Here is a 12,727-nt window from a genome sequence, read left to right on the forward strand (position 1 = left end):
TTGCGTGGGCAAATCCAGCGCTTCCGGAAGCGTCAGCCAGGGCAAGCTGAACAGCGACTATGCGGCTGTGGGTGAGCAATCGGGCATCCGCACCGGCGACGGTGGCTTCCAGATCGACGTCAAGGGCAACACCGACTTCAAGGGAGGTGTGATCGCCAGCAGCGACAGGGCAGTGCAGGACGGCGTGAACACGGCGGCAATCTCAACATCACCGCCACGGGCCAGACCGACGCCTCCGGTCGCCCAGTGGCCGGCACGGGCGACCTGACCGCGCTTGGCAGCACGCTATCTGGCAAGAACGTTTCACTCACCGCCAACAACGATGTGTTGCTCGCATCTGCGCAAACCACCACGCAGCAGCAGAGTACCAACAGCAGCAGCGGCTTCAGCGCGGGCGTGGGGCTGTCGCTCGGCGAGCAGACCGGCATCTCTGTCTTTGCCTCCGCCCAGCGCGCCAGCGGTAATGCCAATGGCGACTCCGTCACGCACGTCAATACAAACGTCACGGCATCCGACACGCTCACCGTGCGCTCGGGCCGCGACGCGACGCTGTATGGCGCACAGGCCAGCGGCGGCAAGATCGTCGTCGACGTTGGCCGCAACCTGACCATCACGAGCCCACAAGACACTGACACGTACCATAGCAAGCAAAGCAGTGCGAGCGGCGGTGTGAGCGTTACGTTTGGGCCAGGCGGTGGTGCCTCTGGCAGCATCGGGCTGTCGCGCGACAAGATCAACTCCGACTACCAGAGCGTCGGTCAGCAATCCGGCCTCATGGCGGGCTCGGGCGGCTTTGATGTGCACGTGGGTGAGCACACGCAGCTCAACGCTGGTGTGATCTCTAGCACCGCCGATGCATCGAAGAACAAGCTGGACACGGGCACGCTGGGCTTTACCGACCTGCAAAACCGCGCCGAGTACAAAGCAGAGCACTCGGGCCTGAACATCGGCTACAGCAGTTCAGGCAGCCTCGGTAAGAACCTGGCCGGCAATGCACTGGCCAATGCACCTTCGGGCCTGGGGCTGGCCGGCACCAATGGCGAAGCGTCCGGCACCACACGGGCTGCCGTGTCAGACGGCACCATCGTCGTGCGCGATCAGGCTAACCAGAAGCAGGATGTCGCCACCCTCTCGCGCGACACCGCCAACGCCAACGGCTCGGTGCAGAAGATCTTCGATCTGAAGCAGGTACAGGAGCGCGTGGAGCTGGGCCGCGAGTTCGGCAAGCTGGGGATGCAGGTGGCCGGCGATGTGGCCGGTGCACTGGCCAAGCAGAACCCCGACTCGGGCCTATGGAAGGAGGGGGAGCCGGGGCGTATTGCTCTGCATGCGGCCATTGCCGCCATCGGCGCGGCGATGACGGGCGGGGATGTGGCCGGTGCCGTCGCAGGTACGGTGGCGGGCGACCTTGCAGCAAAGCTGATCGAGAAGTCCGTCCAGGAAGCGACCAAGGGCTTGCCACCGAGTGTGCAGGCGACGGTGGCTAACGTCATTACCAACGTGGTGGCGGGTACGGCTGGCGCTGTGGTCGGTGGTGCGGTGGGCGGGTCCCAAGGAGCTGTGTCAGGTGCCGGCGGCGCCTTGGCTGCTGATATGTTCAACCGCCAGTTGCATCCGGATGAACGGAAGCAGCTAGACGAGCTCAAGAAGGGGCGCAGCGCGACTGAGCAACAACGTCTGGAGGACGCCGCCTGTGCGATGACGCACTGTGCACTGGGTTTGTCGGACGACAACCCCGATAAGGCAGCCAAACTTGCATCCGAGCAGCGCGGAAAAAACTACCTGCCTGAACAGCGAGAGCTCAGCGGTACCGGGCAATTCACGTACTCCAACAGCATGTTCGGAGACCTCGGGCGCGATTTGCAGGATCGCTACAAAGATTGGATCACACAGAAGCTTGTAAGTGTGAACCAAAGCCTCGATAACGCCGTATCCAGCGTCAATCGGGGCATGCAGAACGCGGGGAATGTTGGGCCGCATGTGACACCAAGCGATATCGATCAGATCACTGGTGGCCGAGGGGGCGGAAACACGCCGAGCGGCTCGGCGGGCGCGACAGTTGTGCCGGGTGCAGTGCCATGCGCGCCCGGCTTGCTTTGTCCTGTGCCTGTCGTGGTGCCAGGGGCACCGGCTCCGTTGCCGGATAATGCGATGGCGTCGGGCCGGAATGGCGATGAGGGGGCGAAATCCGGAGCTGCGAGCAATAGCGCTGCCACATCTGGAGGCACAGCGAACGCCGCCACGGGACAGAAACTGAATGAGGACTTGGCATCCAAGATGTCGAAGCCGCTCGTTTCCGACCCTAAACTAAGTGTTCTAATGGACGACCTGTATCGTGACGGAGCAAAAATTGGATCGGGCAGCACCGCTGATGCCGTTCGGTATGAAAACGCGACCAACCAAAACGTGGGCGGGGTATTTCACAGAGAGAAAGCAGAGAATTATTCACGAGCATTGCAGCGATGGTTAGATAACAACCCCGACGCATCTTTCTCAGATAGATCCGCTGCTCAACTTGTCTTGCGTGACATGCAAAATGCACTACGAGGAAAATAATGAACACCTATGACGATTTTCTTTCCAAAATATCCATAATGAAAATAATTTCGTCAACAATTAAAGAGTCATATGAAGACTGGGGCCAAGACATCCCGACGATCCTTCTTTTTTCTAACATCGGAAGAGAGATGGCACGGTCCTTCACGGACCTTTCAATGGAAGAGCGGTCTTTTTTAATCAACTCCATTGAGACCGGAATTTCGTCCTCAAGTGAAGGTCTGCGCACTGCGATCGCCACTGGGCTATTGGAAGCGCTTTGCAACACATCACAAGCGTCGACTGACCCAAATCTATGGAGCACCATTCACTGCAATCTCGGACCGAGATCGAGGGCATATGTGGATGCCTGGCTTGACTGGCAGAAATAAGGCCACTGAACGCGAATGCGTCAGTTAAGCAAAATGGTTCATCTGGAAAAGCGGATAGCACACCGACAAATCGCCAGAAAAAGGCTCTACGCTTGTGTACTACTTAGTAGTTGCTCTTGACAATAAATTTGCAGCCAAGGACCAGACGGAATATTAGACAATGAGCTCCACTTAAGGACGTGAATTACTCGACTTCATTGATACGTTAGATGAGGTTGTTTGGGCAAAGTTCGAGGCAAGAAAACCAACCTTCACGTTTAAGAACGCTCCGCCTTATTCCGAAGATCGATCAACTAAGCCCTCGCACACCGGTTTTCGATTTAAGAAAGATAACCCGGATGTAATCTCAAAACTTCGGCTCGCAATTACCGAATACGAAGGCCGGATAGAATGGGCCATCACAGGACGTAAGCGAGAGAACTTGCCAGGAACAAACTGGTTGATCTGCCCAAAACGACTTCTGGAGATCGAGCCGATTGCGCTAGCCGCCAATGTTCCTCCGGGCGACTATATGGCCCAACACGAGCCAGAATTTGGCCCCGCCGCATATGACGACATGTCCAATTTAGTGCTTTATCTCCGCCAAGTCTTTCCAAATCAGAGATAACAATCAATTGCAGCAACCGCCACAAGACCGACTGAGTCACAATCTTGGTCGAGCACGATGTGATGGTCGACCTTGCAAAAATGGCAACTTTTCGGCTCATAGCGATGCGCATGTCGGCGGCAATGTCGCCCGCTGACAACTTTGCCTGTAAGCGCTGCAGAGCGAGCGCTTCTCTCTCAGATCGAAAGCCTGCCGAACACTACTTTGCAGGGAGACCCGCGAGACAACTCGAACAGCGCAACCATAATTAAATTGAAATGATGAAGTTATGAATAACGATCTCATCGAAAAGAAGCGGAGGGGATCCCAATTTTCCCTGGAACATATCCCTCAGGTTGCGCAGAAGATACGTTATCGAATCTAACCTATTAGCTTGAGCGGCTGCTACAACAGTCTGTCCAATGATCACCTGACAGTGGCCTTTTTTGAGTACTTTGCAAACAACAGCCAAACACATTTAAAGCAAAATTTATACACGGGCTGTCAGCTAACGTTGGCTGACATAGCCATCGATAGTCATCAGAAATTTGAGGTCGGAGCCGAATTACTGTATGCCCTTCTTTCTGATTCCCGTGAGATGGTTATGGAGATGGCAAAACTGGAACCCGACCACTTTGTTTCTGCCAGGGACAACCCTCTAAACCCTCAATTCCAAGTGCACATGTGGCAATTGGCGATACAGGGCGACTATTCGTCCCTCGAAACCAAAGTTGATCGCCTAGAAAAAAATGGTCGCAAGTCGGAACGCGTAACGGCAGCGCAAAGGAGAGATTTCTTTTCACTGCTGATGGGAGCCGATAACCCGGGCCTAGAAAATTTAATTCTGAAGCACGCCGATGTGCCCAGTCAGAATGCCTTGGCGGAAGATTATTTTTCCTACGTTGCCACGCTTGAAACCAAACTGTGCTGGTACCGCGGCCTTCCCGTCGAGATCAACCATCTCATGGTGCCAATGGATTTGATGCCGATCCGCCCCCTCGACCATTACGACGATGTGTATGAGTTCCTAAAGCCCGGATGGGTACCTCCACCGCAAGGGCTGGTCGGCAAGCTGTCACGGTGGTTCAGGTAAAGGACAACACATGTCCCCCCCACATACCGGCCCCAACCATTTGCATGCAACGTAAGAATCCAGGCTCCTTACACTCGCTGCAAACCACAAGGAAGCCGATATGCGCCCACACCGTCTGCCGCAGTGCCTGCTGTCCGCCCTCACCCTGAGCCTTGCGCTTGCTGGTCCGGCCGGTGCCGCGCCGGAGCCTGAACCGGTCGATATCCTGATCCGCAACGGCACGGTGGTCGACGGCAGCGGCGGCGCGCCCTTCGTGGCCGACGTGGGCATCCGCAATGACCGCATCGTGCTGGTGCAGCCCTCCGCCATGGGCGTGCCGGCAAAAACGGTGCTCGACGCGCGCGGGCTGGTGGTGGCGCCAGGCTTTATCGATCCGCATACGCACGCCTATCACAACCTCATCTCCAAAGACCGGCACCAGAACCTGCCGTACCTGCTGCAAGGCGTGACGACGGTGGTGATCGGCAACGACGGCATCGTGCTCGAAGGCGACGGGCCGGATCTCGACCGCATCGGGCCGACGCTCAAGGCGCTGGACGCCAACCGCATTGGCACGAACGTGGCCATGCTGGTAGGCCACAACGCCGTGCGCCACCGCGTGATGGGCGACGTGGCGCGTGCACCCACCGCTGACGAACTCAAGGCCATGCAGACGCTGATGGAAGACGGCATGCGCGACGGCGCATTTGGCATGTCGACCGGCCTTGTGTACACGCCCGGCGTGTTCGCCAAAACCGACGAGGTGGTGGCGCTGGCCAAGACGGTGGCCGCGCGTGGCGGCATCTACGACACACACCTGCGCGACGAGGGCAACTTCCGCACCGGCCTCGTCAACGCCGTGAAAGAAGCGCTGGACATCGGCCGGCGGTCCGGCATCCCGATCCACATTTCGCACATCAAGGCGCTGGGTGTGGATTCGTGGGGCAAGAGCGCGGAGGTCATCAGCCTGATGCTGCAGGCGCAGGCCGACGGCATGAACGTATCGGCAAGCCAGTATCCGTACACGGCGTCGAGCACGCACATCATTCCCGCGCTGGTGCCGGGCTGGGCGCGTGACGGCGGCAACGACGCGCTGCTCAAGCGGCTGGAAGACCCGGCCACGCGTGCCCGCATTGCCACCGACATGGAAAAGGCCATGCAACAGCGCAACGGGCCCGCCGCGCAGGTGCTGATCTCTGCCAACCCCGAATACAACGGGCAATCGCTTGAGGCGCTGGGCAAGAAGCTCGGCGTGAGCCCCGTCGATGCGGCCATCAGCGTGATCCAGCACGGCGGCACGAACATCGTGTCGTTCAACATGAGCGACGCCGACCTGGAAGCCTTCATGAAGCAGGACTTCGTCGTGGGCGGCTCCGACGGCATTGCCGGACACCCGCGCGAAGCCGGCACTTTTGCACGCCGCATCGGTGAATACGTCACGCGCAAGCACGTGATGACGCTGCCGTTTGCCATCCGCCAGGCCAGCGCCCGCACGGCCGAAATCTTTGGCATCAAGGACCGCGGCACCGTGCAGGCCGGCAAGTTTGCCGACCTGGTCGTCTTCGACCCCGCCACCTACGCCGACCGCGCGAGCTATGAACAGCCGGGGCTGCCGCCCGTGGGCGTGCGCTGGGTGCTTGTCAACGGCGCGGTGGCCGTGGCCGACGGCAAGGCGGTGCCGGATGTGCTGGCGGGGCGGGCCTTACGCAAATGAACAAGCGACGCCGCGCGGCAACGCAGCTCAGATCACGTCGCCGAGTTCACGCACGTCCGTGCCGGTGCAGCACGCGAGTATCTCGGCGTCTTCCTTGCTGACGGACAGATAGACGTGGCCGACTGCGCTGTCGAAGTACAGGCTGTCGCCGGGTGTCAGGCGAAAGGCGTCGCCGTTCTCAAAGCGCAGTTCGATCTCGCCGCCCAGCACGAAGACGAATTCCTCGCCGGGGTGGCGGATGTAATCGGGAAAGTCGTCGACCGAGCGCGCGCGGATGTGTGCGCGCATCGGCAGCATGCGTTTGCCGGTCAGCGCGTCGGCCAGCATGCCGTATTCGTAGTTCGGCGTGTCGTAAATGACCTGGCCGCCGGATGGCGTGAAGGTCGGCCGCAGCGGTCCAGCGTCGGGCGTGCGGCGCCGGCCGAGCAGTTGCTCGAACTCGAGCCCCAATGCCTGCGCCAGGCCGGCAAACTTCTCATAGGTGAGGGCAATATCGCCGCGCTCGGCTTTGGAAATGGTGGACAGCGCCACGCCGGAGCGCTCCGACAGCTCCTGCAACGTCAGCCCGCGCGCCTTGCGCGCCTCGCGGATGCGCGCTCCCACCTCCTGGTGAGTGAGCTGCGCCGGTGCCTCGTCGATTGAATGGGGCTGGATAGCCGCTTTTGCGCTCGATGCCACGCACGTCTCCGGGTTTTCTCGTATACGAGAATTTGATTTTTCTCGTATACGATAACTCAAACCCTCCCCAGCCTCCAACCCAGGAGAGCCGCCCGTGTCGACCCTCGCCCTCGACAGCCGCCCCGCGCTGTCACGCACGCAAGTCATTGCCGCTACCACCATCGGCACAGCGCTGGAGTTTTACGACTTCACCATCTACAGCTACTTCGCCATCCAGATCGGGCAACTGTTCTTTCCATCGGCATCGCCGGTGAACCAGTTCCTGTTGTCGATCGGGGTGTTTGGCGTCGGCTTTGTGGTGCGGCCGCTAGGCGGCGTCATCATCGGCGCCTATGCCGACCGCGCCGGGCGCAAGAAGGCGATGGTGCTGACCATCATGATGATGGCGCTGTCGTGCGCGCTCATCGCCACGGCGCCCACATACGCCACTGCGGGCATCTTCGCGCCGATGATCGTGCTGGCCGCGCGCCTGATGCAGGGCTTTGCAGCGGGCGGCGAATTCGGGCCCGGCACCACGTTGCTGGTCGAATACGCAAGCGACCGCACGCGGGCATTCTTTGCGAGCTGGAACTTTGCGGCGACCGCGCTCGGCCTGGCGCTGGGCGCGGCAGTCGCCACGCTCATCAACGTGACGCTCTCCAAAGAAGCCGTGCTCGCCTGGGGCTGGCGGCTGCCGTTCCTGCTGGGCATTTTTGCGGCCCCGGCCGGCATGCTGATCCGCCGCCGGCTGGAAGAAACGCTCGACCGCCGCGACGCGGCACCCGGCCACGCCAAGCCGCAAGGCGCACTCAAGGCCGCACTGACCACGCATCTGAAGCTGACCATTCTCGGCACGTTTGCGGAGCTGGGCGGCTCGGTGTCGGTGTACATCACCGCGTTCTTCCTGCCGAGCCACGCGGTGCGCACGCTGCATATGTCACCCACCGCGGCGGTGGCTTCTGGCGTGGTCAGCTCGCTCGTGCTGTTCGTGGCCGCGCCGATTGCCGGGCGCCTGGCCGATCGCTACACGCGCAAGCGTGTGCTGGTCACGTCGCGCATCATCATGCTGCTGGCGGTCTACCCGGCGTTTGCCTTCCTGGGCGCGCATCCGACGCCGTTGGCGCTGTACGTCGTGTCCGCATTGTTGGCCGTGTTCGTGGCGGCGCAGATCGTGCCCGTGCTGGTGATGATTCCGGAACTGTTTCCCAAGCATGTACGCGCCACCGGCATTGCGCTCACGTATGTGGTGAGCGCATCGTTCTTCGGCGGGTTCTCGCCGTTCATCGCGAGCTGGCTGGTGGAGCGCACCGGCAACCCGCTGGCGCCGGCGTGGTACGTGGCGGCCGCATGCCTCGTGTCATTGGTGCCGGTGATCTGGCTGCGGGACCGCACGGGCGAAGCGCTTTAAAGGGAAATGTTCATGTCGCACAACGACGAACTCGTCAGCCGGTCTGCGGTGGAACTGCGCCGGCTGATTGGCGCCAAGGAAATCTCGCCGGTCGAGCTGCTCGACGCCTGCATCGACCGCATCGAAGCCATCAACCCTGCCGTCAACGCCGTCACAGCGACGTGCTTTCTGCAGGCGCGCGAAGCCGCAAAAGCCGCAGAGCGCGCCGTGCTCAATGGTGAACCGCTCGGGCTGCTGCACGGCCTGCCGCTCGGCGTGAAGGACCTGGAAGACACAGCGGGCCTGTTGACGACGTACGGCTCGCCCACCGCGCGCGGCAACGTGCCGACGCAGGATGTGTTGCTCGTCGAGCGTCTGCGCGCCGCGGGCGCCGTGCTGGTGGCGAAGACCAACGTGCCGGAGTTCGGTGCCGGCGCCAATACGCGCAACCCCGTGTGGGGCGCGACAGGCAACCCGTTCAACCCGATGCTGAATGCGGGCGGTTCGTCGGGCGGTGCGGCGGCCGCGCTGGCGTGCGACATGCTGCCCGTCTGCACCGGCTCCGACACCGGCGGCTCGCTACGGATTCCGGCATCCAAATGCGGCGTGGTGGGCTTTCGGCCGTCGCCCGGGCTGGTCCCGAACTCGCGCAAGAAACTTGGCTGGACGCCCATTTCGGTGGTCGGCCCGATGGGGCGCACGGTGGCCGAAGCGTGCCTGCAATTGGCCGCCACAGCGGGATTGTCGGCAAGCGATCCGCTCAGCTTCCACGTCGATCCGCTGAGCTTTCTCACGCCCGCGCCGCTCGATCTCTCCACGCTGCGCGTCGGCTGGACGGAAGACTTCGGCTGCTGCGATGTCGACGCGAGCATCCGCGCGGTCTTCCGCCAACGCATTGCCGCCATCGCGCCGATGTTCCGGTCGTGCGAGCCCGTGCAGTTCGACCTCGGCGAGGTGCACCGCTGCTTCGACGTCATTCGGGCGGAGAGCTTTGTCGCCGGCCTGCACGATGCTTACGTGCGCGACCCGGCGTCGATCGGGCCGAACTCGCGCGCCAACTACGAACTGGGCGCCGCCATGACGCTTACCGATTGCGCGTGGGCGCAGGCTGAGCAAACGCGCATCCTCAAGCGATTCCAGGCGGCGTTCAGCCAGTACGACGTGATCCTGTCGCCGACGACGCCGGTGTCGCCGTTTCCGTGGAGCGCGCTGTACGCCACGCACATCGACGGCCGCGCGCAGGAGAACTATTACCGCTGGCTGGCGCTGACGTACGTCGTCACGCTGACCACGCACCCCGCGCTGTCATTGCCGTGCGGCGTTGACCACGCCGGCATGCCGTTCGGCCTGCAGATCGTCGGCCCCTTCCACGGAGACCGCAAAACGCTTGCCGTGGCGCATGCGCTCGAGCAGGCTTTCGACGCGTCTGCTACGCTGCGGCGGCCGCGTCCGGACCTCGCCAAGCTCACGCGGCCGACGCCGGCACTCCAATCCATCGTCACCGCGCCGCCGGTGTTCGATGCCGCCACGAGCGGCATGGGCACCTCGGCCGTCTGAACCTACAACGGACTTCTTCCCGACATGACCGACATCCAACGCCTCCACACCAACGCCCGCATGAGCCAGATCGTGATCGCCAACGGCATCGTGCATCTGGCCGGGCAAGTGCCCGACATCGACTTCAAGTCGGTCACCGAGCAGACCAACAACATCCTTGAGCGCATCGACGCCCTGCTGGCCGAAGCGGGTGTCGACAAGACGCGATTGATTTCCGCCAACATCTGGCTGACCGACGCCAAACACTTTGCGGAGCTGAACGCTGCGTGGGAAGCCTGGGTGCCGGCTGGCCACGCGCCCACGCGCGCCTGCGTGCAGTCGGGCCTGATGCGCCCGGGCATCGATGTGGAAATCGCCGTCACGGCACTGGCCAAGGGTTAAGGAGCGGCCGCCATGCGCTTCGACACCCTTGTGCTGGGCGCCGGCATTGTCGGCGTATCGGTGGCGGTGCATCTGCAGAAACGCGGGCGCGCCGTCGCACTGGTTGACCGCCGTGCGCCGGGCTTTGAGACGTCGTTCGGCAATGCCGGGCTGATCCAGCGTGAGGGTGTGTATCCGTATGCGTTCCCGCGCGACCTGTCGACGCTGTTGCGTTACGCTGCCAACACGTCGGCGGATGTGCATTACCACCCCGGCGACCTGCCCCGGCTGCTGCCGTTTCTGTGGCAGTACTGGCGCAACTCCCACCCCACCCGGCACGCGGCGATTGCGCGTGCGTATGCGCCGCTGATCGCGCACAGCGTGAGCGAGCACCGCGCGCTGGCCGAAGCCGCTGGTGCCACGCATCTGATCCGCCCGAGCGGCTGGATCAAGGTCTTCCGCAACGCCGCCACGCAAGACAAGGAAACGCGCAACGTCGAGCGCTGGCAGCGCGAATACGGCGTCGCCTTTGAAGCGCTCGACCCGGCGCGCCTGCGCAGCGTTGAACCGCATCTGGACACATCGCTGCTGGGCGGCCTGCGCTATACGGAAGCGGATTCCGTGAGCGACCCCAACGCCCTGGTCACGGCCTACGCGAAATACTTCGAGCAACTCGGCGGCCGTTTCTTTGAAGCCGATGCCAACACGCTGACGCCCAACGCGCCGTGGCTGCTGCAAACCAAGGAAGGCGAGCTGCGCGCAGACAACGTCGTCATTGCCATGGGCCCCTGGGCAGACGTCATCACCTCGCGCCTGGGCTACAGCCTGCCGCTGGCCGTCAAGCGCGGGTACCACATGCACTACGCGCCAGCGCAAGGCGCGCAGTTGAATCATCCCGTGCTCGATGCGGACGGCGGTTATGTGCTGGCGCCGATGGCGCGCGGCATCCGTCTGACGACCGGCGCAGAACTCGCGCACCGCGATGCGCCGAAGACGCCCGTTCAGCTCGACGCCGTCGAGCCCGTCGCGCGCAAGCTCTTTCCGCTGGCCGAACGTGTGGATGCGGAACCGTGGATGGGCGCGCGGCCCTGCACGCCCGACATGCTGCCGATCATCGGGCCGGCGCCGCACCACGCAAACATGTGGTTCGCGTTCGGCCATGCACACCACGGCCTGACGCTGGGGCCGATCACCGGGCGATTAATTGCGGAAATGATGACGGGCGAGACATCGACGGTAGATGTTCGCCCGTTCCGTGCGCAACGCTTCTGGGATTCAGCGCGCTAGTTCAACCCGCCCTGGCACAGGTACTTGATCGACAGGTAATCGTCGAGCCCGTACTTGGAGCCCTCGCGGCCGTAGCCCGACTCCTTCACGCCGCCAAAGGGCGCCGCCTCGCTGGCAAGCGCGCCTTCGTTGATGCCGACGATGCCCGCTTCCAACGCGCGTGATACACGCTCGATGCGGCGGATGTCTTGCGTATAGAAGTACGAGGCCAGCCCGAACGGCGTGTCGTTGGCAGCCTGCACGGCTTCGGCTTCATCGACAAAGCGGAACAGCGGCGCGACGGGGCCGAAGGTCTCTTCGTTGCAGAGCGCCATGCCGTTGTGGGCGTCGGCCAGCACGGTGGGCGCATAGAAGTGTTCACCAACTTCAGGCAGGCGCTTGCCACCCGCCAGGACGCGCGCACCGTTGGCGACGGCGTCCTGCACGTGGCGTTCGATCTTGTCGACGGCGCGGGCGTTGATCATCGGGCCGATCTGCGCGTCCGGGTCGGTGGCCGGCGCAACTTTCAGCGCGGAAACCCGCGCGGCCAGCATGGCGCCAAAGCGCTCATACACGCCGGCCTGCACGTAGACGCGGTTGGGGCACACACAGGTCTGGCCGCCGTTGCGGAACTTGGCCGCCAGCAAGCCGGTGATGGCCGCGTCGAGGTCTGCGTCGTCAAACACGATGAACGGGGCGTTGCCGCCCAGCTCCAGCGACAGCTTCTTCAGCGTGCCCGCCGACTCGCGCGCCAGATACTTGCCCACCGGCGTCGAGCCCGTGAAGGTGATCTTGCGCACACGGCTGTCGTGCAGCCAATCGGCTACGGCCTCGATACCACGATCACGCGAGGCGGAAATCATGTTCAGCACGCCGGGGGGCAGCCCCGCTTCCTGCGCGAGCTGCGCCAGTGCCAGCGCCGTGAGCGGCGTGTCTTCCGCCGGCTTGGCGACCACCGTGCAGCCCGCTGCCAGGGCCGGCGCGATCTTGCGCGCAATCATCGCCAGCGGGAAATTCCACGGCGTGATGGCGGCCACGATGCCCACGGGCTCCTTGACGGCGCTCATGCGTTTGCCGCGCTGCTGCTGCGGGATCAGATCGCCGTAGATGCGCGTGGCCTCGTCGGCAAACCACGCGACGTACGACGCGCCGTACATGACCTCGCCGCGCCCCTCGGCAAACGGCTTGCCCTGCTCCAGCG

Annotated in this window: 11 protein-coding genes; 9 read left to right on the forward strand and 2 right to left on the reverse strand. The window is 62.8% G+C overall.

Annotation, left to right across the window (positions count from 1 at the left end; all coding sequences use genetic code 11):
* From FUT88_RS26955 to FUT88_RS23150, 5 genes are all read left to right on the forward strand, one after another.
* A partial coding sequence (locus FUT88_RS26955) for a hypothetical protein (RefSeq protein ID WP_261797273.1) occupies positions 1–268 on the forward strand: 268 nt, incomplete at its 5' end.
* Positions 208–2,556, forward strand: coding sequence for a hemagglutinin repeat-containing protein (locus FUT88_RS23140; protein WP_261797275.1), 2,349 nt, complete (start codon positions 208–210; stop codon positions 2,554–2,556). The genes FUT88_RS26955 and FUT88_RS23140, both read left to right, overlap by 61 nt.
* Positions 2,556–2,927: a hypothetical protein gene (locus FUT88_RS26310; RefSeq protein WP_186829366.1), complete on the forward strand. Its 372-nt coding sequence runs from the start codon at positions 2,556–2,558 to the stop codon at positions 2,925–2,927. The genes FUT88_RS23140 and FUT88_RS26310 overlap by 1 nt, the downstream gene beginning before the upstream one ends.
* A gap of 980 nt (positions 2,928–3,907) precedes the next feature.
* Positions 3,908–4,606, forward strand: coding sequence for a hypothetical protein (locus tag FUT88_RS23145; RefSeq protein WP_147218733.1), 699 nt, complete (start codon positions 3,908–3,910; stop codon positions 4,604–4,606).
* A gap of 100 nt (positions 4,607–4,706) precedes the next feature.
* Positions 4,707–6,299, forward strand: coding sequence for an N-acyl-D-amino-acid deacylase family protein (locus tag FUT88_RS23150; protein ID WP_147218734.1), 1,593 nt, complete (start codon positions 4,707–4,709; stop codon positions 6,297–6,299).
* Positions 6,300–6,326: 27 nt separating this feature from the next.
* On the opposite strand, the gene FUT88_RS23155 is transcribed toward FUT88_RS23150, so the two are convergent.
* Entirely contained in the window at positions 6,327–6,977 is a 651-nt protein-coding gene (locus FUT88_RS23155) for a helix-turn-helix domain-containing protein (RefSeq protein ID WP_261797274.1), read from the reverse strand.
* A 94-nt stretch (positions 6,978–7,071) separates the two neighbouring features.
* Here FUT88_RS23155 and FUT88_RS23160 point away from each other — a divergent pair, with 94 nt between their 5' ends.
* From FUT88_RS23160 to FUT88_RS23175, 4 genes are read left to right on the forward strand one after another with little or no spacing between them, the layout of a single operon-like run.
* A complete protein-coding gene (locus tag FUT88_RS23160) occupies positions 7,072–8,364 on the forward strand; it encodes an MFS transporter (RefSeq protein WP_147218736.1) in 1,293 nt (430 codons plus the stop codon).
* A gap of 12 nt (positions 8,365–8,376) precedes the next feature.
* On the forward strand, positions 8,377–9,900 hold the full coding sequence (locus FUT88_RS23165; RefSeq protein ID WP_147218738.1) for an amidase: 1,524 nt from the start codon (positions 8,377–8,379) through the stop codon (positions 9,898–9,900).
* A gap of 24 nt (positions 9,901–9,924) precedes the next feature.
* On the forward strand, positions 9,925–10,281 hold the full coding sequence (locus FUT88_RS23170) for a RidA family protein (protein WP_147218740.1): 357 nt from the start codon (positions 9,925–9,927) through the stop codon (positions 10,279–10,281).
* 12 nt (positions 10,282–10,293) lie between these two features.
* On the forward strand, positions 10,294–11,547 hold the full coding sequence (locus FUT88_RS23175; RefSeq protein WP_147218742.1) for an NAD(P)/FAD-dependent oxidoreductase: 1,254 nt from the start codon (positions 10,294–10,296) through the stop codon (positions 11,545–11,547).
* Here FUT88_RS23175 and FUT88_RS23180 read toward each other — a convergent pair.
* A partial coding sequence (locus FUT88_RS23180; protein ID WP_147218744.1) for an NAD-dependent succinate-semialdehyde dehydrogenase occupies positions 11,544–12,727 on the reverse strand: 1,184 nt, incomplete at its 5' end. The genes FUT88_RS23175 and FUT88_RS23180 overlap by 4 nt on opposite strands.

It is taken from the genome of Ralstonia sp. TCR112 (assembly GCF_007997035.1).
In the GTDB taxonomy this organism is placed as follows: domain Bacteria; phylum Pseudomonadota; class Gammaproteobacteria; order Burkholderiales; family Burkholderiaceae; genus Ralstonia; species Ralstonia edaphi.